At 59.8% G+C, this 25,284-nt stretch carries 21 protein-coding genes; 12 read left to right on the forward strand and 9 right to left on the reverse strand.

Translation table 11 applies throughout. The annotated features are described in order from the left end of the window. Positions 1-384: 384 nt before the first annotated feature. The 8 genes from BMY73_RS16375 to gap form a co-directional block, all read right to left on the reverse strand. Complete coding sequence (locus BMY73_RS16375) at positions 385-1,893, reverse strand: sigma-54-dependent transcriptional regulator (RefSeq protein WP_062384409.1); 1,509 nt, start codon at positions 1,891-1,893, stop codon at positions 385-387. Positions 1,894-2,083: 190 nt separating this feature from the next. Then, positions 2,084-2,434 carry a DUF5064 family protein gene (locus BMY73_RS16380; protein WP_092408390.1) on the reverse strand — a complete coding sequence of 117 codons (351 nt, stop codon included), beginning with the start codon at positions 2,432-2,434 and terminating at the stop codon, positions 2,084-2,086. A gap of 60 nt (positions 2,435-2,494) precedes the next feature. Then, entirely contained in the window at positions 2,495-2,920 is a 426-nt protein-coding gene (locus BMY73_RS16385) for a YbaN family protein (protein WP_062384403.1), read from the reverse strand. Between the two features lie 96 nt (positions 2,921-3,016). Then, positions 3,017-3,616, reverse strand: a complete 600-nt coding sequence (locus tag BMY73_RS16390; protein WP_092408392.1) for a biliverdin-producing heme oxygenase — start codon at positions 3,614-3,616, stop codon at positions 3,017-3,019. Positions 3,617-3,847: 231 nt separating this feature from the next. Continuing rightward, positions 3,848-6,436: a TonB-dependent receptor gene (locus BMY73_RS16395; protein ID WP_092408394.1), complete on the reverse strand. Its 2,589-nt coding sequence runs from the start codon at positions 6,434-6,436 to the stop codon at positions 3,848-3,850. A gap of 120 nt (positions 6,437-6,556) precedes the next feature. Further along, complete coding sequence (locus BMY73_RS16400) at positions 6,557-7,462, reverse strand: FecR family protein (protein ID WP_092408396.1); 906 nt, start codon at positions 7,460-7,462, stop codon at positions 6,557-6,559. Between the two features lie 156 nt (positions 7,463-7,618). Further along, positions 7,619-8,134, reverse strand: coding sequence for an RNA polymerase sigma factor (locus BMY73_RS16405; protein WP_092408398.1), 516 nt, complete (start codon positions 8,132-8,134; stop codon positions 7,619-7,621). Positions 8,135-8,367: 233 nt separating this feature from the next. Next, on the reverse strand, positions 8,368-9,369 hold the full coding sequence (gene gap, locus BMY73_RS16410) for a type I glyceraldehyde-3-phosphate dehydrogenase (RefSeq protein WP_062384389.1): 1,002 nt from the start codon (positions 9,367-9,369) through the stop codon (positions 8,368-8,370). A gap of 237 nt (positions 9,370-9,606) precedes the next feature. Between gap and edd the strand changes: the two genes are divergently transcribed. The 9 genes from edd (at position 9,607) to BMY73_RS16455 (ending at position 20,845) form a co-directional block, all read left to right on the forward strand. Then, a complete protein-coding gene (gene edd, locus BMY73_RS16415) occupies positions 9,607-11,433 on the forward strand; it encodes a phosphogluconate dehydratase (protein ID WP_092408400.1) in 1,827 nt (608 codons plus the stop codon). A gap of 8 nt (positions 11,434-11,441) precedes the next feature. Further along, a complete protein-coding gene (locus tag BMY73_RS16420) occupies positions 11,442-12,395 on the forward strand; it encodes a glucokinase (protein WP_370588171.1) in 954 nt (317 codons plus the stop codon). Between the two features lie 157 nt (positions 12,396-12,552). Further along, entirely contained in the window at positions 12,553-13,290 is a 738-nt protein-coding gene (locus BMY73_RS16425) for a response regulator (protein ID WP_062384381.1), read from the forward strand. Between the two features lie 6 nt (positions 13,291-13,296). Next, a complete protein-coding gene (locus BMY73_RS16430; protein ID WP_062384378.1) occupies positions 13,297-14,757 on the forward strand; it encodes an ATP-binding protein in 1,461 nt (486 codons plus the stop codon). Between the two features lie 249 nt (positions 14,758-15,006). Then, complete coding sequence (locus BMY73_RS16435; protein WP_092408402.1) at positions 15,007-16,293, forward strand: ABC transporter substrate-binding protein; 1,287 nt, start codon at positions 15,007-15,009, stop codon at positions 16,291-16,293. Between the two features lie 150 nt (positions 16,294-16,443). After that, positions 16,444-17,352, forward strand: coding sequence for a carbohydrate ABC transporter permease (locus tag BMY73_RS16440; protein ID WP_062384373.1), 909 nt, complete (start codon positions 16,444-16,446; stop codon positions 17,350-17,352). After that, on the forward strand, positions 17,345-18,190 hold the full coding sequence (locus BMY73_RS16445; protein ID WP_062384370.1) for a carbohydrate ABC transporter permease: 846 nt from the start codon (positions 17,345-17,347) through the stop codon (positions 18,188-18,190). Before BMY73_RS16440 ends, BMY73_RS16445 begins: the two co-directional genes overlap by 8 nt. A gap of 2 nt (positions 18,191-18,192) precedes the next feature. Next, complete coding sequence (locus BMY73_RS16450) at positions 18,193-19,353, forward strand: ABC transporter ATP-binding protein (protein ID WP_092408404.1); 1,161 nt, start codon at positions 18,193-18,195, stop codon at positions 19,351-19,353. Positions 19,354-19,489: 136 nt separating this feature from the next. Then, entirely contained in the window at positions 19,490-20,845 is a 1,356-nt protein-coding gene (locus tag BMY73_RS16455) for a carbohydrate porin (protein ID WP_092408406.1), read from the forward strand. A gap of 284 nt (positions 20,846-21,129) precedes the next feature. Here the strand turns inward: BMY73_RS16455 and BMY73_RS16460 are convergent, their stop codons facing one another. Continuing rightward, positions 21,130-21,999 carry a MurR/RpiR family transcriptional regulator gene (locus tag BMY73_RS16460; RefSeq protein WP_062384360.1) on the reverse strand — a complete coding sequence of 290 codons (870 nt, stop codon included), beginning with the start codon at positions 21,997-21,999 and terminating at the stop codon, positions 21,130-21,132. A 231-nt stretch (positions 22,000-22,230) separates the two neighbouring features. Here BMY73_RS16460 and zwf point away from each other — a divergent pair, with 231 nt between their 5' ends. Genes zwf through BMY73_RS16475 form a run of 3 tightly spaced genes read left to right on the forward strand, consistent with a single transcriptional unit; the run spans position 22,231 to position 25,098 of the window. Beyond that, complete coding sequence (zwf, locus tag BMY73_RS16465) at positions 22,231-23,700, forward strand: glucose-6-phosphate dehydrogenase (RefSeq protein ID WP_062384359.1); 1,470 nt, start codon at positions 22,231-22,233, stop codon at positions 23,698-23,700. Further along, on the forward strand, positions 23,687-24,406 hold the full coding sequence (gene pgl, locus BMY73_RS16470) for a 6-phosphogluconolactonase (protein ID WP_062384356.1): 720 nt from the start codon (positions 23,687-23,689) through the stop codon (positions 24,404-24,406). The genes zwf and pgl overlap by 14 nt, the downstream gene beginning before the upstream one ends. A 17-nt stretch (positions 24,407-24,423) precedes the next feature. Beyond that, the gene (locus tag BMY73_RS16475; RefSeq protein ID WP_062384353.1) at positions 24,424-25,098 is read left to right on the forward strand and encodes a bifunctional 4-hydroxy-2-oxoglutarate aldolase/2-dehydro-3-deoxy-phosphogluconate aldolase; all 675 of its coding nucleotides are present in this window, start codon (positions 24,424-24,426) and stop codon (positions 25,096-25,098) included. Positions 25,099-25,284 lie beyond the last annotated feature (186 nt).

The following is a 25,284-nucleotide window of genomic DNA, read 5'->3' on the forward strand; positions in this document are numbered from 1 at the left end:
CGAGCGGCATGGATGCCGCGAGAGCGCCGTCAGGACATGGATGTCCGTTCGGCGCGGGCCCACGGAGCGTCGTCGGAGTGCGGGTACCCGAGGAACGAGGGCCCAACCAGGAGCCGGGCACTTTTGGTTACTTTTGGTGCCTTTTCAAAAGTGACCCGCCGGAGGGGCGGAAAAGTGAATCGGCGCCACCCGAGAAAATGGATCTGCCCACCCTCCCAATGCCAAACCCAACGAACCCAGCGAACCCAACAAACCCACCCACCGCGATCTGCCGGGATCGCAAGGCCGGTGCATGCGGAGTGTCAGGCATAACCGGGTCGCCTGATTTTGCTGCCGCTGCGCGCCAGATCGCGGGCAAGCGCGCTCCTACACAGTAGCGGTGCTTCAGGCTTTGCCGGAAATCCCGTACTTGCGCAGCCGATGGGCAATGGCCGTGTGAGACGTCTGCAAGCGGGCGGCAAGTTGGCGGGTCGAGGGGTAGTGGCTGTAGAGCTTTTCCAGTAGCGATTTCTCGAAGTCTTCGACGGCAGCTTCCAGGCTTTCGATTTCGCCATCGTTTTCTCGTGCCACCGAGGTGCCCGCGATGTCGAGGTCGCCAATGTCCACCAGAGAGCTCTCGCAAATCGCCGCTGCGCGAAAGATCACGTTCTGCAGTTGTCGCACGTTGCCCGGCCAGCGGTTGCCGAGCAGGGCAGGGTAAGTGCCTGGCGCGAGGCGACACACCGGGCGCTGAATCTGGGTGCAGGCTTGCTCCATGAAATAGCGCGCCAGCAACAGAATGTCCTGCCCGCGCTCTCGCAGCGGCGGGACTTCCAGGTTCAACACATTCAGGCGATAGAACAGGTCCTCACGGAAGGTGCCTTCGGCGACCATCTTTTCCAGATTGCGGTGGGTCGCGCTGAGGATGCGCACATTGACCTTCACTTCCTTGTCGCCGCCGACGCGACGGAAACTGCCGTCGTTCAGAAAGCGCAGCAGCTTGGCCTGGAGGTACGGCGACATTTCGCCGATCTCGTCTAGAAACACCGTGCCCTGGTTGGCGAGCTCCATCAGACCGGGCTTGCCGCCCCGTTGCGCGCCGGTAAAGGCACCGGGCGCATAGCCGAAGAGTTCGCTTTCCGCGAGGTTTTCCGGCAGTGCCGCGCAGTTCAGTGCCAGAAACGGTGCGCCGTTACGAGCGCTGACGGCATGACAGGCGCGAGCGACCAGTTCTTTACCGGTGCCGGTTTCGCCCTGGATCAGCAAGGGCGCATCGAGCGCGGCGACCCGCTGAGCGCGGGCTTTAAGCGTGCGGATCGGTGCGGAGTCGCCCAGCAGGGCATCGAAGCCCTCGGCGTGATCGTGGTGCAGCGCCGAAAGCCGTTCGCCGATGCGACTGGGCAGGTATAGCGTCAGCAGGGCGCCGGCGTCAGTGATCGGCGTGGCATCCAGCAGCAAGGCTTCACCGTTCAGCGTGACCTCGCGCAGGGGGAGCCGAAAGCCGTTTTCCAGCAACGCGGCGTGCAGGGCAGGGTCGGAAAACAGCTCGCCAACAGATTCGCCCGCCGGTTCTCGGCCGTACAACGCGACCAGCGCCGGGTTGGCCAGCAGGACATGGCCTGCACTGTCCAGCGCCAGTACCGGATCGGTCATGGCGGCGAGCAAGGCATCCAGTTGGAGGTGACGGCGCTGACCGGGAAGGATGTCGACCACGGTGATCGCTTCCACGCCGCGCACGCGAAACAGCCGGTCCTTGAGTTCTTCGAGGACGTCGTGGCTGAGGGTCGGCGCGTCGATGTAGACGTTGGGTGGCACCATTTCCACGGCATCGAGGTTCAGATTCCGCCCGCCAAGGATCGCCAGAACTTCCTGGGTGATGCCGACGCGGTCGATGAACGTAACGTGGATGCGCATGGGGTGCGGAGAGGTTCAGGCGAAAGACGGGGGCGATTATGCCAGTAAATGGCGTTGGCTTCTTTGAGCGCCGCATTGTAGGAGCGCGCTTGCTCTGGGCCGCATCGGACGATTGCGGTATGCCTGCAACAAATTCATCGACAGACATTCTGCAATCGCGGGCAAGCGCGCTCCTACAGGACCGTGAGAATCACTCCAAATGCTCCGGCTTCACCGCATCGCCGGATTTCATATCGAGTTGGTGGCGAATGTCTTCGAACATGGCGTCGTACTGTCCGTCCATTGAATGGAGGTCGGTGTCTTTGGGCAGGCCATGTTTTTCGGCGATACGTGAGGCTTCACTGGCGAAGTTGTAAGCCAGGTCCTTGGGAAGGTCGAAGGTTTCGTTGAAAGGCTTGCCGTTGATTTCGCCGTCCATCGTGAAGTGCATGCCGGCGCCCGAGTCGGTCTGGCTGACTTCATAGTGGACATGAATGTCGTAACTGACATCGTCGGGCTGCAAGGCGGGGTGGGCGACGTGCAAATGACCTGGCTCGAACATGTGACTGCTCCTTCAGAAATCAATGACGGTAAGGAGCAGACCGTTTACCCCTGCCGGGGTTCAGCGCTGGCCGGACGAGTCCGTGCATTCTACGTCTCGTGCCGCAGGCTCCGGTCGTGACCATATCCACAGGTTGACCAGCACCATGCCGGCCACCGCGAAGTAGATCCACCAGTTGTGCTTGAGCAATACCAGCATCATGGCTGCGCAAATCAGCATCGTGACGGTCGCGCTGATTTTAGCGCTGCGGGCGATGAGCTTGCCGTTGCGCCAGTTGCTCAGCATGGGGCCGAACAGGCGGTGGTTTTCCAGCCAGGCACTCAAGCGCGGTGAGCTTTTGGTCGCGGCCCATGCGGCCAGCAGGATGAATTCGGTGGTGGGCAGCCCTGGAATGAAAATCGCGATGATGCCGATGGCGAGGCTGACGTAGGCCAGGATGCCAAACAGAATGCGGGACAGTTTGCTGCCTTGGGGAGTACGGGTCATGAGTCTCGGGTGCTGCCGGGTCAAGAAGTGCGTCGAGGGAATACTCCCCTCGAAAAGGCGCCCAGCTTAACAGCGCCGGGCGCAAAAGGCGTGTGCTCAGGCGGGCTGAGGTTCGGCAGCCGACGTATAGGCATGCTCCAGCAGCACGTTGAAACGCTCGAACGCGGCGACGGCACCTGCGTCGATCTGCCGCTCCTGCTCCTCGTTGAACGGCAGGTCGTCGAGGATCCGGATGAAGCGCTTCCAGCCCTCGGCCCGACCGCCGGCGGGTTCGCCCAGATGACGGGCGCCGAAGGTTTCACTGAGGTTCAACGCCGCGGCACGTTTGATCAGGAACGCCGCGCCCAGTTTCGAGCCTTCCGACACGAACAGCCAGCCCAAGGCTTCGGCGAGCGAAGGGTTATTGACCGAACCGGCGACAGGGCCGGGAATCGGTGACTCCAGGTCATTCAGATCGGTCTTGGCCTGCTCCGCACGGCACCGTTCGGGCAGGTCGGGGATCAGTTCGATCAATTGCGGATCGGTGTACAGCGCTTTGAGCTCTTGCTGAAACAGGTATTGCGCGCTCAGGAAACGGGTGTAACGGGGCAGTGTTTCGAACGGCGCGTTGGCCTTGACTGCCTTGTCCAGTTGCTCATGCGGGGCGTGGGTGATCTGGTTCAGACGCTGGGAGCGACGAATCGGGGCGTGGGACATGTGTCTTCCTTGGAAAAGAGGCGTTTGTTAACGAGACGAGTGAGCGCCGTTTGAGCGTAAAAAATGAACCGTACCCCTGTAGGAGCGTGGCTTGTCCCGCGATCGGCTGCGAAGCAGTCGTAACTCCTGTGCCCCGTCAGTGCTGAACCACCGCGTGCTCAGGTTTCGCTGCCGGTTCCCGGCAGATCGCGGGACAAGCCACGCTCCTACAAAGGGGGGCTTTCATTTCAGTCAGATATTCCACACCAGATTGATCGCGACGTTGCGGCCCGGTTGGGTCAGGCGGTCCAGATTGGCGGGTGCGGTCACGCCGGCTTCGCCGACGCCGTCGTAGCCGCGCACGTCATCCCACAGCCAGTATTTCTTGTCGGCCAGGTTGTACAGGCCGCCGCTGACCGTCACGTCGTCGGTCACTTTGTAGAAACCGGTCAGGTCCAGCAGACCGAAGCCGGGTGTCTTGAATGGGGTCGACGAACCGTCCGGCGCATGGAAGTTGGTGTCGTCCACCCGGGTCTTGCGCTTGACCAGGGTCCAGCTCAGCAAACCGCCGTAGTGGTCCTGGTCATAACCCAGACCGAACACGCCGGTCAGCGGGTTGACGCTGTTGATCGGCTGGCCGGTGTCGTCATTGCGGCCATACAGGTAGGCCAACGAGCCTTGGGTGTAGAGGCCTTCCGGTGCCCCAAAGTTGTCCAGGTTCAGGCGACCTTTAAGCTCCACACCTTTGATCGTGGCGTGCTTGATGTTGTTGGACTGGAACACGGCCTGGGTCGATGTGGCCGGTTGAATGGCGTCTTCATTAATGAAGTCGCGGTATTTGTTGTAGAACACCGCCACGTCGAACGAGCCCTCGTCGAAGCGACCACGGAACCCGGTTTCGTAGCTCTTGCTCTTCTCAGGTTCGAGCTCAGGGTTCGGTTCGACGATGTAGCCGGTATTGCGGTTCTCGAAGCGGCCATACAGTGCTTTCGCGCTCGGCGTGCGGAAGCCTTCGGCGTATTGGCCGTACCAGGTGTAGGCGTCGTTGATCGCGTACGTCACACCCAGCTTGGGCGACAGGCGATGCCATTTCTTCTCTTTGTCGTTGAACTGGTTCTTGCTGGTCAGGCTGACGGCGCGCAGGAATTCGTCGGTGGCGTGCGGATTGAGTGTGGTGTAGTCGTACCGCGCACCCGGCAAGAAGGTCCAGTCGCCCCATTGGATCTGATCCTGGGCGAACAGCGCGTAGGTGTTGATCGTCGGGTCCGGGAAGTCGCTGTTCGGCGCCAGGCTGTCGGACGCAGTCGGGCTGGTCGCTCCGATGGTGCGGCAGGTGCCGAGTACGGCGGCGCATGTGGCGGTGCCGCTGCGTTCGCCGGTGACTTTCTGTTGCTTGATCGTGGTGCCGTAGGTCAGCAGATGCTCGGTGTCGGCGATGCTGAAAGCCTTGTCCAGTTGGGCGTCGAAGATCCACTGGCGCTCTTTGTAGGTCGTGTCACGCGTGCGCCAGACATCCCGGCTGCCCGGCACATAGCGCTCGATGGTGTTCTGGTCGGTTTTGGCGATCTGGTAATTCAGACTCCAATTGACGTTGTCGACCAGCAGGCTTTCCAGCGCGAAGGTATTTTCCAGGCCGAAGCGCTCACGGGTGATGACGTCGTTGCCTTCGCGTCCCCGATAAAAACCGAATCCGCGGCCGCTTGTGAATGGCCCGCCCACTGCGCTTTTCTGGTTGGTATGCGTGTCGTCCTTGTACTTCTCGTAGGTGAACGCCAGACGATCGTTGTCGCCATAGTTCCAGCCCAGCTTGGCCAGCACGTTGGTCGCACGAACGTGTTCCGGATTGGCGGCGGTGCGGCTCAGGCCGGTGCCGCCATGCTCGCCATAGGATTCCGTTTCCCGGCCATTACGCTGACTGACGTGCAACAGACCGTCGAAATCGCCTTCACGGCCTGCGACGGTCGCTGAGTTCAACCAGCTGTCGTCCGCCGAGCTGTAACCGGTTTTCAGACGAGCACCGACGTCTTTGCCAGGCTTGATGATGTCTTCCGGGTCGAGCGTGTAGTAGCTGACCGCACCACCGATGGCGCTGCTGCCATACAAAGCCGACGCGGGGCCGCGCAGGATTTCGACGCGTTTGATGATCTCCGGATCGACGTAGTTGCGATGAGTATTAGCGTAGGGGCCGGAAAAATAGTTGTCCGGCACTTCGACGCCGTCGACTTGCGTGAGAATCCGGTCGCCGTCGATGCCGCGAATGTTGTAGCCGCTGGTGCCCGCACGTTGACCCGCGCCGCCCACGGAAACACCGGGTTCATAGCGCACCAGATCACGAATGGTGTTGACGTTTTGTCGGTCCAGGTCCGTTCGGTCGTGCACGGTGACGGTGCTGGGCACCGAGTCCACTGATTGCGCCTGACGCGTTGCGCTGACCGTCACTTGTTCCAGTGCCAAAGCGCCAGAGTTGCTGCGTTTTTCCAGCGCGACGTTGTTATTGCCGAGTTTGCGGTAGTTCAGGTTGCTGCCCGCGAGCAGGCGATCCAGCGCTTTTTCTGCGGACATCGTGCCGCTGACGCCGGGCGACGTCACGTTCTGCGCCAGGCCCGACGCCATGCCGACCTGCCAGCCCGTGATCTTGCTGAATTCGTTCAGCGCCGCCACCAGCGGTTGCTGCTTGATCGAGAACGGGTAGCTGCCCGCAACGCGTGCCGGTTGTTCGGCGGCGATGGCTGGCCCGCTGTAAAAACCAGCGGCGAATACTGCGACGGTCAGCAGTGAAAAAGCGAACTGACGTGCTGGTGCTGTCGAAGTGGACGTGGCGGGGGTGAACGTGAACGGCATCGATAGCGCTCCCTGTCGTGCGGGTCGTTATAGTGTGTGCTTAAAGATTCAAATAAGAATCACTTGCATTGGCTATAACGAGACGTACGAGGAACGGCTATCGCGTAAAAATAATTTCGCTCAGTTCAAAATCACCAGCGCAGGCAGTTCGTGCAGGCGTGCGGAGGTGATGTGAGCCAGCGAGCGCACAACGTCGATCGGGTTGTCCAGGCGGTAATTGCCGGTCACGGCGACCTGATCCAGTCGGGTATTGGTGTTGATGATCCAGCCCGGGTAGTAGCGGCGCAGTTCGGCCAGCACTTCGCTCATCGGGCAGTTATCGAAGATCAATCGTCCCCGAACCCAGGCCAGATCCTTGTTCGAGTCAGTCTTTTCTCGATGGCTGACGCCGTCGGGCCCGACCCGCAGGCTGTCCCCGACGCCGAGGCTGAATTGAGAGTGACCTTGAGTCGCCTGCACATTCACTGCGCCCCGCTCGACCTGAATCTGCGTCACGCCGTTCAGGTAGCGGACGGCGAACGCCGTGCTGCTGGCGCTCATGCGCACCGGACCGGCTTCGACTTCCAGCGGCAATCCTTTGGCGGTCGGGACGTCGAAGAAGGCTTCACCTTGATATAGACGGGCGACACGATGACGGTCGTCCAGTTCGCTGGAGAACGCGGATCGGGTGTTGAGCAGCACCTTCAATCCGTCCGAAAGCTCGAGCCGCTGGCGTTCTCCGGCGACGGTCAAGTGGTCCGCTTTCATTCGCAACGATAGATCGCTGAAGTTGAATAATCCCAGCAGCAGCGCCGCCGCAGTGGCCAATGGCACCCAATGCGGGCGTAGGCGGCGCAGCGTCGAGGGCTTTTTGGGCGCAGCCAGTTGAACGGCCGCTTCCAGCACCGGCTGAGAATTCCAGACCGCCTCGGCCCTGGCGAACGCTTCTCCGTGGGCAGGGGCGGCCGCCAGCCACTCCTGAAAGCGGGCTTGCCGTTGCGGGTCGGCACCGTCCAGTTCGATCAGCCAGTTCAGGGCCTGATCCATGGCTCGGTCATCCGGCACGTCGGCCGCCTGGTCCGGGCCAGGTGATTGAGAGTCCGTCAAGGAGCGTCCTCGGGTACACGGTTTGGGGCGCAAGTTTAGCGCTATCAATCGCACCGGCCGCCGGGTTTCTGATGGGGATGAATCAAGCCGCTCTCATTAGCGTTCAAGTCGGGCTGCGACACTGACGCAAATCGTCATGATCAGCTTGAGTTCCTTTTGCACGGTACTGGCCGAAACGCCCAACTGCTCGGCGATCTCCAGATAGCTCGCACCTTGAAGCCGACTCAAGGTAAAGATTTTCTGCTGCCTGGGCGTGAGCTTTTCCAGGCGGGCGCTCAGGCCTTCGAGCAGGCGGTCGGCATGGGCGACATCCTCCAGCGCAGGGAGGGGTGCAACCACGTTGTTGACATCGGCGATAGGCGCATCGTCGACGATGGTGCGCGAATGGAGCCGGTGGGCCCGCAAGTGATCCAGCGCCAGATTGCGTGCAGTCCTGAAAACGAAAGGTTCTAGATGAGCGATCGCGCGTTCACCCAGCGCGCGGGTCACGCGCAGGTAGGTTTCCTGCAGCAGATCTTCTGCGGTACTGGGGTTGCGGACCATGCGCTGCAGCGTGCGCAGCAGGATGGTTCTTCGTGCGAGAAAAACAGCATTGAAGTGAGACTGACTCACAAGGATACCCGACCAAAAAACAGTGGATGATAATGCTTATCATCTGCGTTATTGGCAAGGCAGAAAGTTGCAAAGCAAATGTAAAGGCAGGTACGGCGAGGCTGTCTACTGTGGGAGCGAGCTTGCTCTGCGCCGCATCCGGACGAAGAGGCCGGAACATCCTGCACATTTGCTATGACTCGACTTCAGCCTTCGCGAGCAAGCTCGCTCCCACAGTCACCCGACGCTTTGATTTACTCGGCGTTCATCAGGGCCAGGCAGTTATCGAGCATGCGATTCGAGAAACCCCACTCGTTGTCATACCAGGCCAGCACCTTCAGCAGGCGACCGCTGACTTTGGTGTGGTTGGCGTCGAAGATCGACGACAGCGGGTTGTGGTTGAAGTCGTGGGACACCAGCGGCAGGGCGTTGTAGCCCAGAATCTTCGAGTGTTGGGCAGCTTCTTTCATGATGGCGTTGACTTCATCGGCCGTTGCATCGCGTTTCAGCTGAATGGTCAGGTCGACCAGCGAGACATTGATCACCGGGACGCGCACGGCCATGCCGGTCAGCTTGCCAGCCAGTTCAGGCAGCACCAGGCCCACGGCTTCGGCCGCGCCGGTTTTGCTTGGGATCATCGACTGTGTCGCCGAACGCGCGCGATACGGATCGGTGTGGTAGACATCGATCAGGTTCTGGTCGTTGGTGTAGGCATGGATTGTGGTCATCAGGCCGCTTTCGATGCCCAGCTCGCGGTTCAGTACCTGCGCCACAGGGGCCAGACAGTTGGTGGTGCACGATGCGTTGGAGATCACCTGGTGCGACTGACGCAGCACATCGTGGTTGACGCCGTAGACCACGGTGGCGTCGGCGCCTTTTGCCGGAGCGGAAATGATGACCTTCTTGGCACCCGCCGTGATGTGGGCCGCCGCCTTGGTGCGGTCGGTGAACAGACCGGTGCATTCGAACACGACGTCAATGTTTGCGGACTTCCAGGGCAGCTCGGCCGGGTTGCGGATGGCGCTGACCGAAATACGGTCACCATTGACGGTCAGGCTTTCGTTGTCGTGCTCCACGGTGCCGTCGAAGGGGCCATGAACCGTGTCGTACTTGAGAAGGTGGGCGTTGATCTCGCTGTCGCCCAAGTCGTTGATGGCGACGACCTGCAGGTCCTGACGGTAGCCTTGGGTATAGAGTGCGCGTAGGACGTTGCGGCCGATCCGGCCAAAACCATTGATTGCGATGCGGAGAGTCATACACCCGTCCTCAGTGAATTTGTTGTTGGAATTACAAGATTATTCTCATAAAAATAGAAAACAAGCCTTTTTAGTGGCAGTATTTTGTTTTATCTACAAATAGAAACCCGTAAAGCCACCACAACTGTCTGAAAATCAAAGCCTTTGCTGAAGCGTTTCATTGGGGGCATGATTTCACGACGGTTTTTGTAAGCGCCTGAACGGGTGACCACATCCGCTAGCCTGGAGTTCATGACAATGCATCCCCGCGTCCTTGAGGTAACCGAACGGCTGATTGCTCGCAGCCGTGAAACCCGTCAGCGCTATCTGCAATTGATCCGGGGCGCGGCGAGCGATGGTCCCATGCGCGGCAAGCTGCAATGCGCGAACTTTGCGCACGGCGTCGCGGCCTGTGGCACCGAAGACAAAAACAGTCTGCGCATGATGAACGCGGCCAACGTGGCCATCGTGTCTTCGTACAACGACATGCTGTCGGCGCATCAGCCTTACGAGCACTTCCCGGAACAGATCAAAAAGGCGCTGCGCGAAATCGGCTCGGTCGGTCAGTTCGCGGGCGGCGTGCCAGCCATGTGCGACGGCGTGACCCAAGGCGAGCCGGGCATGGAACTGAGTATCGCCAGTCGAGAAGTCATTGCGATGGCAACGGCGGTCGCGCTGTCCCACAACATGTTCGACGCGGCACTGATGCTGGGCATCTGCGACAAGATCGTGCCGGGCCTGTTGATGGGGTCCCTGCGGTTTGGTCACCTGCCGACGATCTTCGTCCCGGGCGGTCCGATGGTGTCGGGCATTTCCAACAAGGAAAAAGCCGACGTGCGTCAGCGTTACGCCGAAGGCAAGGCCACGCGTGAAGAGTTGCTGGACTCGGAAATGAAGTCCTATCACGGTCCGGGCACCTGCACCTTCTATGGCACGGCGAACACCAACCAACTGTTGATGGAAGTCATGGGGCTGCACTTGCCGGGTGCCTCCTTTGTCAATCCGTACACACCGCTGCGCGATGCGCTGACCCGCGAGGCCGCCTATCAGGTCACGCGTCTGACCAGACAGAGCGGCGAATTCATTCCACTGGGTGAGATTGTGGACGAGCGTTCGCTGGTCAACTCGATTGTTGCCCTGCACGCGACGGGTGGTTCCACCAACCACACGCTGCACATGCCGGCCATCGCCCAATGTGCGGGCATTCAATTGACCTGGCAGGACATGGCGGATCTGTCCGAGGTCGTGCCGACCCTGACCCACGTCTACCCGAACGGCAAAGCCGACATCAACCACTTCCAGGCGGCGGGCGGCATGTCGTTCCTGATCCGCGAACTGCTCGACGCCGGGCTGTTGCACGAAGACGTCAACACCGTGGTCGGTCGTGGTCTGCGTCGTTACACCCAAGAGCCGTTCCTCGATGAGGGCAAGCTGGTCTGGCGCGACGGCCCGAGCGAAAGCCTGGACGAAAACATTCTTCGCCCCATCGCCCGTCCGTTCTCGCCGGAAGGCGGTTTGCGCGTGATGGAGGGCAATCTGGGGCGCGGCGTCATGAAAGTGTCGGCCGTTGCGCTGGAGCATCAGATCGTCGAGGCCCCCGCCAAGGTGTTCGAAGATCAGCAGGATTTGGCCGACGCATTCAAGGCTGGCGAGCTGGAGTGTGACTTCGTCGCGGTCATGCGTTTCCAGGGGCCGCGATCCAACGGCATGCCAGAACTGCACAAGATGACGCCATTCCTGGGCGTGCTGCAGGATCGCGGCTTCAAGGTCGCGCTGATCACCGACGGCCGGATGTCCGGCGCTTCGGGAAAAATCCCGGCGGCGATCCATGTGTGTCCCGAAGCCTCCGATGGTGGCCCATTGGCACTTGTGCGTGATGGGGACCTCATTCGGGTCGATGGTGTGAAAGGAACATTGCAAGTTCTGGTCGAACCGGCAGAATTGGCCGCCAGAGAGCCGGCAATTGGCCGCCTGTCCCATAACGTGGGCACCGGTCGCGAGCTGTTCGGTTTCATGCGCATGGCCTTCAGCTCGGCAGAGAAGGGCGCCAGCGCCTTTACTTCGAATCTGGAGACGCTCAAGTGACATTGGCGATGGTGGGTGATATCGGCGGCACGAATGCTCGTTTTGCCATTTGGGAAGACGACCAGCTGCATTCGATCCGGGTGTTCCCGACGGTCGATTACGCGAGTCCCGAGAAGGCCTTGCTGATTTACCTGCAGGACCTGGAGTTGCAGTTGGGCGATGTCAGCTCGATCTGTCTGGCGGTTGCGGGGCCTGTGACCGGTGATGATTTTCACTTCACTAACAGCCACTGGAAAATCAACCGTCAGGCATTTTGCTCGGCGCTCAAGATCGACAACCTGATCATGGTCAACGACTTCACCGCCATGGCACTGGGCATGACCCGACTGCGTGACGATGAGTACACAACGGTCCGTCATGGCAAGGGCGATCCCAAAGGCGCGCGCGTGGTGATCGGGCCTGGCACCGGGCTGGGTGTCGGCACGTTGATCCGCACCGGTGAAAGCCACTGGACGGCCGTGCCGGGTGAGGGCGGCCATGTCGACCTGCCGATTGGTACTCCACGTGAAGCCATGCTGTGGCTGCGGCTGATGGCCGAGCATGAGCATGTGAGTGCCGAAACCATTTTGAGCGGTGCAGGTCTGTTGCTGCTGTATCAGGTCAGTTGTGCGCTGGATCAAATTGAGCCGGTGCTGAAATCACCGGCCGCCATTACCTCGGCGGCGATTCAGGGTGATCCGGTGGCGAGTGCCGTGCTCGAACAATTCTGTGTGTTCCTCGGTCGGGTGGCAGGCAACAACGTGTTGACCGTCGGCGGCCGAGGCGGTGTGTACATCGCGGGCGGGGTCATTCCGCGCTTCGTCGAGTTCTTCAAGAAAAGCGGCTTCAACAGGGCGCTTGCAGAAAAGGGCTTGATGAAGGATTACTTCAAGGACGTGCCGGTGTGGCTGGTGACGGCCGAGTACCCGGGCTTGATGGGCGCCGGTGTGGCGTTGGATCAGGCGCTGTTGGCTCAAGGCTGAGTGCTGCCACCGTACCTGTAGGAGCGCGCTTGCCCGCGATGGCGATCTTTCAGTCACCGATGTGGCGTCTGGACTTGCGCATCGCGGGCAAGCGCGCTCCTACACTGTGTTATCTGTGCCCATAACAACAATTTCAGTGCTTACAAGGACGACCAAAGTGAACGCTGTCAGTAAATCGATTCTGGTGGTCGACGATGACCAGGAGATTCGTGAATTGCTGCAAGCCTACCTGAGCCGATCTGGCTTTCAGGTGCGTACCGTCGGCGACGGTGCGCAGTTTCGTCAGGCGTTCAATGACGAACCGAGCGACCTGCTGATTCTCGACGTCATGCTGCCCGATGAAGACGGCTTCAGCCTGTGCCGCTGGGTCCGGCAGCACCCGCGTCAGCCTCACGTCCCCATCATCATGCTCACCGCCAGCTCCGACGAGGCAGACCGGGTCATTGGCCTGGAGCTCGGGGCCGACGACTACATGGCCAAACCCTTCAGCCCTCGCGAACTCCAGGCGCGTATCAAGGCCTTGCTGCGCCGCGCCCAGTTCGGGCAGGAGCGCGCCGGAGGCGAAGTGCTGGTCTTCGATGAGTGGCGTCTGGACATGGTCAGCCACCGGCTGTTCCACAACGACGGTGAAGAGGTCATCCTTTCCGGCGCTGACTTTGCGCTGCTCAAGTTGTTTCTCGACAATCCACAGCAGATTCTCGACCGCGACACCATCGGTAACGCCACGCGGGGTCGTGAGCTGATGCCGCTGGAACGCATCGTCGACATGGCCGTGAGTCGCCTGCGTCAGCGTTTGCGCGACACCGGCAAGGCGCCGCGATTGATTCGCACCGTGCGAGGCAGTGGTTATCTGCTGGCGGCCAACGTGCTGCCGCAAGCCAGCAACGGCTACTGATTGCCGATGGTGACCGAGAAAAAGCGTCGTCTGCCCGTACCGCGCTCGCTGCTGGGGCGCATGCTGCTCTTGACCCTGCTGGCCGTGCTGCTGGCGCAAACCCTGTCCAGCCTGATCTGGCTTTCCCAACTGCGTGCCACGCAGATGGAAGGGCTGATCACCAGTGCCCGCAGCCTGGGCTTTTCCATGGCGGCGAGCGTCAGTTATTTCCGGTCTCTGCCCGTTGCCTTCCGCCCACTGGTGCTCGATCAATTGCGCAGCATGGGCGGCACGCGTTTCTTCGTGTCGCTCAACGATCGTCCGCTGGACATGCAGGTGCTGGAACCGACCGTGCGCAAGTCGGCGGTCATCAACGTGGTCGCTCAGGTCCTGCGGCAGAATCTCGGCGCTGACCCGGACATCCTGGTGCGCTTCGTGCGCCCGGAAGACCTGCGCATCTTCAACAGCGGCCTGAAGCTCGACGAGCTGCCACGTTCATGGGCCCATTACGCGTTGACACTGGAGCCGGTGAATCCGCCTGTCCTGGTGACCCAGATCGAACTGTCGCCGGGGGAATGGCTGTACATCGCGTCGCTGTTGCCCGAACCGTACACCATGCTCGAAGAGGAGGGGCTGCCGTCGCAGCAGGTCTGGTTCATCGGCCTGACGAGCATTTTTCTGCTGGTGTTCATCGGTTTGCTGGTGCACTGGCAAAGCGGCCCGCTCAAGCGGCTGGCGCGCGCGGCGCGGGACCTGTCGCTGGGCGCCGATGTCGAGCCGGTTGTGGAGGGTGGCGGTAGCGAAGTCATCGAAGTGACGCGCGCGTTCAATACCATGCGCGATCGCATCAGCCGCTACCTGACCGAACGCGGTCAGTTGTTCAGCGCGATTTCCCACGACCTGCGCACTCCCATTACGCGTTTGCGCTTGCGTGTCGAGCTGCTGGAAGACGAGGAAATGCAGGTCAAGTTCACCCGCGATCTCGACGAGCTGGAACTGCTGGTCAAAGGCGCTTTGCAATGCGTGAAGGACACCGACATTCACGAAAACATCGAACCGGTGGACCTCAACCACGCGCTTGATTGCCTGATCGAACCCTACCTGGGCCCTAACGGGGGCGGTCGCGTGACAGTGAAGGGCAGGGCCATGTCGATGTTCTACGGCAAGCCGCTGGCGTTGAGGCGTTGCATGGGCAACCTGATCGACAACGCCATCAAGTACGGCGACAAGGCGCACCTGTACGTCGAAGACGATGCCGAGGCGTTCATTCTGCACGTCGAAGACGAAGGGCCGGGCGTGCCTGAACAACGGCTCGAGCAAGTCTTCGAGCCTCATTTCCGCCTGGCGGGCAAACATCAGCAGGGCTACGGCCTCGGTCTCGGGATTGCCCGCAACATCGCTCACAGTCACGGCGGCGAAGTGACCCTTCAGAACCTGCGCGAGGGTGGTTTGCGAGTAACGCTGTATCTCCCGCGCGGGGTGGAGTGAGCGCCGAACCCGGTCATCGCAGGAGCGCGCTTGCCCCCGATTGCAGTGTGTCAGTTGGTATCGGCGTTATTGATCCACCGCCATCGCGGGCAAGCACGCCTACTGGTTGATCCCCGATGGTTTTCGAATGTAACCATTCAGTGACACTCGCGCATCCCTTCGTTACCGTCCGCGCTAACCCGTTGATTAGAATCCATGCAGCGCAAGCACCAAGACTTGCTCATGCATAACAACAATAAGGTCAAATAGATGAATTCGATTTCCCGTCTCGCAGCACTCGTTTCTCTCGCCTCGTTGTTCCCTCTGAGCGCTATGGCCGCTGATTCCAAAGGCACTGTCGAAGTTGTCCACTGGTGGACGTCCGGTGGCGAAAAAGCGGCTGTCGATGTGCTTAAGGCCCAAGTTGAAAAAGACGGTTTCACCTGGAAAGACGGCGCTGTCGCCGGCGGTGGCGGTTCCACTGCCATGACTGTTCTCAAGAGCCGCGCTGTGGCTGGCAACCCGCCAGCTGTCGCCCAGATCAAAGGTCCGGACATTCAGGAATGGGCCTCCACCGGCCTGCTCGACACCGACGTCTTGAAAGACGTTGCCAAGCAGGAAAAGTGGGACAGCCTGCTGGACAAGAAAGTCTCCGATACCGTGAAGTACGACGGTGATTACGTGGCCGTACCGGTGAACATCCACCGCGTGAACTGGCTGTGGATCAACCCCGAAGTCTTCAAGAAAGCCGGTATCAAAAAGAACCCGACCACCCTCGAAGAATTCTACGCAGCGGGCGACAAGCTCAAGAAAGCCGGCTTCATTGCCCTGGCTCACGGTGGTCAGCCTTGGCAGGACAGCACGGTCTTCGAAGCTGTCGTACTGTCCGTGATGGGTGCTGACGGTTACAAAAAGGCGCTGGTCGATCTGGACAATGGCGCGCTGACCGGCCCGGAAATGGTCAAGTCGCTCACTGAGCTGAAGAAAGTCGCCACCTACATGGATCCCGACGGCAAGGGCCAGGACTGGAACCTGGAAGCGGCCAAGGTCATCAACGGCAAAGCCGGCATGCAGATCATGGGTGACTGGGCCAAGTCCGAATGGACCGCCGCCAAGAAAATCGCTGGCAAGGACTACGAATGCGTGGCCTTCCCGGGCACCGACAAGGCGTTCACCTACAACATCGACTCCCTCGCCGTGTTCAAGCAGAAAGATGCGGGCACGGCTGCCGGTCAGCAGGACCTCGCCAAAATCGTGCTGGGTGAAAACTTCCAGAAGGTGTTCAGCATCAACAAGGGTTCGATCCCGGTGCGTAACGACATGCTCGCCGACATGGGCAAGTACGGTTTCGACTCCTGCGCCCAGACCGCTGCCAAGGACTTCCTGGCGGACGCCAAGACAGGCGGCCTGCAGCCAAGCATGGCGCACAACATGGCGACCACGCTGGCCGTTCAAGGCGCGTTCTTTGATGTCGTGACCAATTTCATCAACGACCCGAAAGCCGATCCGGCCGATGCGGCGAAGAAGCTGGGTGCTGCGGTCAAGGCTGCCCAATAACAACGCGGTTTACCGGTAGGAGTGAGCTTGCTCGCGAAAGCGTTACGTCAGTGAATGCACCTGCGCCTGACACACCGTATTCGCGAGCAAGCTCACCCCCACAGGAGGCGGCGTTTTTGCACTCTTCATTTTTCTGTACTGGATTTCACCATGAGTTCTGTTGCTGTGTTCAGCAAAGCCTCGCCGTTCGATGCACTGCAGCGCTGGCTACCCAAACTGGTGCTGGCGCCCAGCATGTTCATCGTATTGGTGGGCTTCTACGGCTATATCCTGTGGACGTTCGTTCTGTCGTTCACCAACTCGACTTTCCTGCCGTCCTACAAGTTCGTAGGGTTGGCGCAATACGCGCGCCTGTTCGACAACGACCGCTGGTGGGTCGCGAGCAAGAACCTGGCCGTGTTCGGTGGCATGTTCATCGGCATCAGTCTGGTCGTCGGTGTGATGCTGGCCGTGTTTCTCGATCAGCGCATTCGTCGCGAAGGTTTTATCCGCACCGTTTACCTGTACCCGATGGCGCTCTCGATGATCGTCACCGGTACGGCCTGGAAATGGCTGCTCAACCCGGGCATGGGCCTGGACAAACTGCTGCGTGACTGGGGCTGGGAAGGCTTCCGTCTCGACTGGCTGATCGACCCTGATCGCGTCGTGTATTGCCTGGTGATCGCTGCCGTCTGGCAGGCCTCGGGCTTCATCATGGCGATGTTCCTGGCGGGCCTGCGTGGCGTGGATCAGTCGATTATCCGTGCCGCGCAAATCGATGGCGCCAGCATGCCGAAGATCTACTGGAAGGTGGTGCTGCCCAGCCTGCGTCCGGTGTTCTTCAGTGCGGTGATGATCCTGGCGCACATTGCGATCAAGAGTTTCGACCTGGTCGCGGCCATGACCGCTGGCGGTCCGGGCTACTCGTCGGACCTCCCCGCGATGTTCATGTATTCGTTCACCTTCAGCCGTGGCCAGATGGGTATGGGCTCGGCCAGTGCGATTCTGATGCTCGGTGCGATTCTCGCCATCCTCGTGCCTTACCTGTATTCCGAGCTGAGGACCAAGCGCAATGACTAGTCTCGCCGCCAAACCTTCCATCAGCCTGAGCCGGATCGCGATCTACGCCGTGCTCATCGGCGCGGTGCTGATCTACCTGATTCCGCTGGTGGTGATGCTGCTGACCAGTTTCAAATCGCCCGAAGACATCGGCAGCGGCAACCTGCTGAGCTGGCCGACCGAAGTCACCGGCATTGGCTGGATCAAGGCCTGGGCCACGGTGAAGGGCTATTTCTGGAACTCGATCATGATCACCGTTCCGGCGGTGCTGATCTCCACCGCGATCGGTGCGTTGAACGGCTACGTGCTGTCGATGTGGCGCTTCCGTGGCTCGCAGATGTTCTTCGGCCTGTTGCTGTTCGGCTGCTTCCTGCCGTTCCAGACCGTCCTGCTGCCAGCGTCGTTCACGCTCGGCAAGATGGGACTGGCCAGCACCACGACCGGTCTGGTGTTCGTCCACGTGGTTTACGGCCTGGCGTTCACTACGCTGTTCTTCCGTAACTACTACGTCAGCATTCCCGATGCGCTGGTCAAGGCTGCACGTCTGGACGGTGCCGGTTTCTTCACCATTTTTCGGCGGATCATTCTGCCAATGTCGACCCCGATCATCATGGTCTGCCTGATCTGGCAGTTCACGCAGATCTGGAACGACTTCCTGTTCGGTGTGGTGTTTTCCAGCGGCGATTCGCAACCCATCACCGTGGCGCTGAACAACCTGGTCAACACCAGTACGGGCGTCAAGGAATACAACGTGGACATGGCGGCGGCGATGATCGCGGGTCTGCCGACCCTGCTGGTCTATGTGGTCGCAGGCAAGTATTTCGTGCGCGGGCTGACAGCCGGCGCAGTCAAGGGGTAATCATGGCAACGCTTGAGCTTCGCAATGTAAACAAGACCTACGGGACAGGGCTGCCCGACACCCTGAAGAACATCGAACTGTCGATCAAGGATGGCGAGTTCCTGATTCTGGTCGGCCCTTCGGGCTGCGGTAAGTCAACCCTGATGAACTGCATCGCGGGTCTGGAAAACATCACGGGCGGCGCGATCATGATCGGTGATCAGGACGTCAGCGGGATGAGTCCGAAGGATCGCGACATTGCCATGGTGTTCCAGTCCTATGCGCTGTACCCGACCATGAGCGTGCGCGAGAACATCGAATTCGGCCTCAAGATTCGCAAGATGAGCCAGTCGGCCATCGATGAAGAAGTCGCGCGCGTTGCCAAGCTGCTGCAGATCGAGCACCTGCTCAATCGCAAGCCGGGTCAGCTGTCCGGTGGTCAGCAGCAGCGCGTGGCCATGGGCCGGGCCCTGGCACGTCGTCCGAAGATCTACCTGTTCGACGAACCTCTGTCCAACCTCGACGCCAAGCTGCGCGTCGAGATGCGCACTGAAATGAAACTGATGCATCAGCGCCTCAAAACCACCACGGTTTACGTGACGCACGATCAGATCGAGGCCATGACCCTGGGCGACAAAGTCGCGGTCATGAAGGACGGCATCATTCAACAGTTCGGCACGCCGAAACAGATCTACAACGATCCGGCGAACCTGTTCGTCGCCAGCTTCATCGGTTCGCCGCCGATGAACTTCATTCCGCTGCGTCTGCAACGCAAAGAGGGACGTCTGGTCGCTTTGCTGGACAGCGGTCAGGCACGTTGCGAATTGCCGATGAACATGAGCGACGCAGGGCTCGAGGACCGTGAGGTGATTCTGGGTCTGCGCCCGGAACAGATCGTGCTGGCGTCCGGTGACCTTGCAGGAATGCCGACGATTCGTGCTGAAGTGCAGGTGACCGAGCCGACGGGGCCTGACACGCTAGTATTCGTTACGTTGAACGAGAGCAAGGTTTGTTGCCGTCTGGCGCCGGATGTCGCGCCAGCGGTGGGTGAAACCCTGACCCTGCAGTTCGATCCGAGCAAGGTGTTGCTGTTCGACGCCAAGACCGGCGAACGTATGGGTGCCTTGGGAAAGTCGCAGGCCGCTGAAAGCATGGGGAACGTCACGCGGCTCAACCGCAACTGATCCCGCACGCAGTGCACTGCGTCAATGAGCACATCTGACGGGCTGATTTCTGCCGTAAAACAGGCCCGTCAGGCACACGAAGCAAGTGGTTACAACGCTGTTTAGAGCTAATAACAATAAAACGAGGATTTAAGGGATGAAGAAGGTAAAAGGCAAATCGCTTAACCAGTTTCAGCTGATCGGTGGTTTATCGGTACTGAGTGCGCTGTCGCTGTCCGGAACGGCCTCTGCAATGGAGCCTTTCAAAGCCAGCGAACACCTTACCGGCGACTGGGGCGGTCTTCGCCAAGAGCTGTACGACAAGGGTTATGACTTCCCTATCGAATATGTAGGCGAGGCGGCTTCCAACCTCAATGGCGGTTACAACGACGACAGGACCGGCCGCTACAGCGACCAGTTCGCGTTCGGTGTGCAGATGGACCTGCAAAAAATCCTCGGTTGGCATGATGCGGAATTCAAGCTGGCAATCACCGAGCGTAGCGGTAACAACATTTCCAACGACCGTATCGGTGACCCACGTGCCGGTACGCTCAGTTCCTCGCAAGAAGTCTGGGGCCGTGGTCAGACCTGGCGACTGACGCAGATGTGGGTCAAGCAGAAGTACTTTGACGGTGCTCTGGACGTCAAGGTGGGTCGTTTCGGTGAAGGCGAGGACTTCAACAGCTTCCCGTGCGATTTCCAGAACCTGTCGTTCTGCGGCTCGCAAGTCGGTAACTATGTGAACACCTGGTACAACTGGCCTGTCAGTCAGTGGGCCTTGCGCGTGAAGTACAACATCACGCCTGAAGTCTTTGCCCAGATTGGTGTCTACGAGCAGAACCCTTCCTATCTGGAAACCGGCAACAGCTTCAAGCTCAGTGGCAGCGGCGCCAAAGGCACCGTGGTTCCCGTTGAAGTCGTGTGGTCGCCAACCGTCAACTCGCTGCCAGGCGAATACCGTCTGGGTTACTACGTCAGCAGCCCGAGCGCCGATGACCTGTACGAAAACGAGAACGGTCAGCCTCAAGCCATTGCTGGCGGTGACTTCAAGTCCCACAAGGACAAGCACGGCTGGTGGGTCGTGGCTCAGCAACAGCTGACCAGCCACAACGGCGACAGCTCTCGTGGTCTGAGCATCTTTGCCAACGCCACTGTGCATGACAAAGCGACCAACTTCGTCGATAACTATCAGCAGATCGGTTTCGTCTACAAAGGCCCGTTCGATGCGCGTCCGAAGGATGACATCGGTATCGGTGTCGCCCGTATCCACGTGAACGACGATGCTCAGGACAACCGTCGCCTGGTCAACGCCGTCAACGGTATCGACGACTACGACAACCCGAACTTCCTGCCTATCCAGAAGACCGAATACAACTCGGAAATCTACTACGGCGTGCACGTCACCGACTGGCTGACCGTGCGTCCCAACCTGCAGTACGTGAAGAGCCCGGGCGGTGTGGACGAAGTCCAGAACGCACTGGTTGCCGGTATCAAGATTCAATCCAAGTTCTAAACGCTACACCGTTGTGCGGACCGCTCCTCCGCACATCGCTCTCTGATGTGCTTCACAAACGATCCAGGGTCGTGTGTGCTTTACGGGCAGCCTGGCTGCCCGTTTTTTTGTGCGGCTTTGTTTTTTGCTTTAAAAGCGGTGCGCTCGGTCTGTCAGAATGCGGCACGTTGCAAACGATGTGGGAGCGAGCTTGCTCGCGAACAGGCCCGAAGGGCTCAGAGTAATCCGTCCCAAGCGAACCCTTAAGGGCTCAAAACAAATCCCAACCCAACCCCCGCCTCAACTCAACTCAACTCATCATCCGCCGGATACCGGCTGGCATTCAGGCTCTCCTTGATCTTGCGCAGGTGCGGCTGGAAATCGACGCCGCGGCGCAGGGTCATGCCGGTGGCAAGGACATCCAGCACCGTCAGCTGAATGATGCGCGAGGTCATGGGCATATAGATGTCGGTGTCTTCCGGCAGCGGGATGTTCAGGCTCAGCGTACTGGCCTTGGCCAGCGGTGAGTCCGCGGCGGTGAGCCCCAGTACCGAGGCGCCGTTCTCCCGTGCAATGCGCGCCACCTCCACCAGTTCCCGTGTCCGGCCGGTGTAGGAGATGATCACGAACAACTCACCGGTGTGCGCGACCGACGCCAGCATGCGTTGCATCAATACATCGGCATGGGCCGTGACCGCCAGATTGAAACGGAAGAATTTGTGCTGCGCGTCCAGGGCCACCGGGGCCGAAGCGCCCAGGCCAAAAAAGTGGATCTGTCGCGCTTGAATCAACAGGTCGACGGCTTTGCTGATCAGGTTCGGGTCGAGCACCTGGCAGACGCTGTCCAGCGAGGCGATGGCGCTGGCGAAGATCTTGCGCGTGTACGCTTCCGGATTGTCATCGGCTTCAACCGCGCGACTGACATAAGCCGCGCCGCTGGCCAGGCTCTGCGCCAGTTGCAGCTTGAGCTCGGGATAGCCACTGACATCGAACGAGCGGCAAAAGCGATTGACGGTAGGTTCACTGACCTTGGCGGCCTGTGCCAGTGCGGCAATGCTGAAGCGCGTGGCCTGTTGAGGGTTGGTCAGGATCACCTCGGCGACCTTGCGCTCGGCCTTGTTCAATTCTTCAAGACGGCTCTGGATCTGCTCCAGAAGATTGCGTACGCGGTCCATTCAAAGTCCTTCTCGTGAAGCTGCAACAGGCTGATCTGAGGGCCATTATTAAAAAGGTATGCATCAGGGCCTTTAGCCTGTAGCAAAGGTGGCCTATCGTACTGAGGGCCTGTGGTGATCACCACTGTAATGTGGTTTTGAAAGGAATGTTGTGGTTATTACTACATTTGGCCTTGAGTAACGCCTTTAAAAAAGGTATTTGTAGCCTAACTTGATAAAAGAACCAACATTATGCTCTCGATTACGGTTGAACCGTGCACATTTGCCTTGTTCGGCGCCTTGGGCGACCTGGCGGTGCGCAAACTGTTTCCCGCGTTGTATCAGCTGGACCGTGCCGGACTCCTGCATGCCGAGACCCGTATCCTCGCCTTGGCCCGTGAGCCGGGTACGCCCGAGGAGCATCTGGCTTACATCGATAAAAACCTGCGTCGCTTCGTCCCGGAGATTCAGCTCGAGAGTGAACACGTGGAGCGTTTTCAGGCGCGCCTGAGCTACCTGCACGTGGATTTCCTCAGGGGCGATGACTACGTCGCGCTCGCTGAAGCGGTGGGCGATGCGCAGACCATGATCGCCTACTTCGCCACGCCAGCCTCGGTCTACGGCGGGATTTGCGAAAACCTTGCGCGGGTGGGGCTGGCCGACCGCACGCGAGCGGTGCTGGAGAAACCGATCGGTCATGACCTGGCGTCTTCGCAGAGGGTCAACGATGCCGTGGCGAAGTTCTTTCCGGAAAACCGTGTTTACCGGATCGACCATTATCTGGGCAAAGACACCGTCCAGAACCTCATTGCGCTGCGGTTTGCCAACAGCCTGTTCGAAACCCAGTGGAACCAGAACTACATCTCCCACGTCGAGATTACGGTGGCGGAGAAAGTCGGCATCGAGGGCCGTTGGGGGTATTTCGACCAGGCCGGTCAGTTGCGCGACATGATTCAGAACCACTTGCTGCAGCTGCTGTGCCTGATTGCGATGGACCCGCCCAGCGACCTGTCCGCCGACAGCATTCGTGATGAAAAGGTAAAGGTGCTCAAGGCGCTCGCACCCTTCACCCCGGAACGCCTCGCGACCCAGGTGGTTCGCGGCCAGTACATTGCCGGTTACAGCGAAGGCAAACCGGTCCCCGGTTACCTGGAAGAGGAAAACTCCAACACCCAGAGCGACACCGAAACGTTCGTTGCCATTCGTGCCGATATCCGCAACTGGCGCTGGGCGGGGGTTCCGTTCTATCTGCGTACCGGCAAACGCATGCCGCAGAAGCTGTCGCAGATCGTGATCCATTTCAAGGAGCCGCCTCACTACATCTTCGCGCCGGAACAACGGATGCAGATCAGCAACCGCCTGATCATTCGTCTGCAGCCCGATGAAGGCATTTCGCTGCAAGTGATGACCAAGGATCAGGGGCTGGACAAAGGCATGCAACTGCGCAGCAACCCCTTGCAACTGAGCTTCTCCGACGCTTACCGCAGCGCCCGTATTCCGGACGCTTATGAGCGGTTGTTGTTGGAGGTCATGCGCGGCAATCAAAACCTGTTTGTCCGCAAAGATGAGATCGAGTATGCGTGGCAATGGTGCGACCAACTGATTGCTGGCTGGAAGAAGGCGGGCGACGCGCCCAAGCCTTACGCCGCCGGCTCTTGGGGGCCAATGAGTTCCATTGCGCTCATTACTCGTGACGGGAGGTCCTGGTATGGCGATATGTGAACTTGAATTTCCGGCGGGTCTGAAAACCAACGAATTCGACAACCCCGAAGGGCTGGCCAATGCGCTGGCCGATCACGTGGCCGAGCGGCTGTCGGCGGCCATTGCCCATAATCCGCACGGCGTCGCTACGCTGGTGGTGTCGGGGGGCAAAAGCCCCGTGGCATTCTTTCAGGCCCTGGCGCAGAAGCCGATCGAGTGGTCGAAGGTCTGCATCAGTCTGGCCGATGAGCGCTGGGTTCCGACCGAGCACGCCGACAGCAATGCCGGTTTGCTCAAGCGTTATCTTTTTCAAGGGCCGGCGGCCGAGGCAGGCTTCTTCAGCCTGTACCGTCCAACCAACACCCTGGACGAAGCCGCCGCCGCCACCGACGAAGCACTCAAAGAGCTGCCGAAGATCGATGTGCTCGTATTGGGCATGGGCGACGATGGTCATACGGCCTCACTGTTTCCCAATAGCCCTAACCTTGCCGAAGCGCTGGACCCGGACAGTACACGTCGCTGCCTGCCCATGCTTGCGCCGAGCATCCCTCATCAGCGTCTGACGATGACGCGTTCGCTGTTGGCGTCGGCCACGACACCGATCCTGTCCGTGTCCGGGCAGGCGAAGCTGGAAACCCTGCGCAAGGCGCTGGCGGGCGATGACCTCGCCGAAATGCCGGTGCGTGCATTCCTTAACCCGTCTTTAGAGATCTACTGGTGCCCATAAGCAAAGGATCAGCCGCCATGGAAAATACCCACGTGAAACAGCCGATGAATAGCATGGCGAGCAAGATTGCCCAGATCGACGAACTCTGCAAAAAAGCAAAGATTCTGCCGGTCATCACCATTGCACGCGAACAGGACGTGCTGCCGCTGGCCGATGCGCTGGCGGCAGGCGGCCTGAACGCGCTGGAAATTACTCTGCGTTCCGAATTCGGGCTCAAGGCCATTCGCATCCTGCGCGATGCGCGTCCTGAACTGTGTGTCGGCGCCGGCACCATTCTCGACCGCCACATGCTCAAGGCTGCCGAAGAAGCCGGTTCGCAGTTCATCGTCACACCGGGCAGCACGCAAGACTTGCTGGAAGCAGGGGCGCAGAGCGAATTGCCTTTGCTGCCAGGCATCAGCAGCGCGTCAGAGATCATGATCGGTTATGCGCTGGGCTACCGCCGCTTCAAGCTGTTTCCGGCTGAAATCAGCGGCGGCGTCGGTGCGATCAAAGCGCTGGGCGGCCCTTTTCCGGAAGTCCGTTTTTGCCCGACGGGCGGCGTCAGTGCCGCTAACCTGAAGAGCTACATGGCACAGCCCAACGTGATGTGCGTGGGCGGTACCTGGATGATCGACAACGCCTGGGTGAAGAGCGGCGATTGGGGCCGTATCACCGATGCCACGGCCGAAGCGATCGCGCTGTTCGACTGATTGAATGATTCGTACGCCCCAAGATTGATCTTCGACAGCTCCGGTTCATGAAGGAGCTGATTTAATCATCGCCAGATGATGGATTCAGCGCGCTGGGGCGCCGCTACAGAAGTCGTTGTTGCATGGCTATTTGACGGTGCTCCTTGGTCGGGGGCGCCGTTTTTTTTGCTCTTTTTTCGAGGGCTA

It is taken from the genome of Pseudomonas sp. NFACC02, assembly GCF_900110765.1.
In the GTDB taxonomy this organism is placed as follows: Bacteria; Pseudomonadota; Gammaproteobacteria; order Pseudomonadales; family Pseudomonadaceae; genus Aquipseudomonas.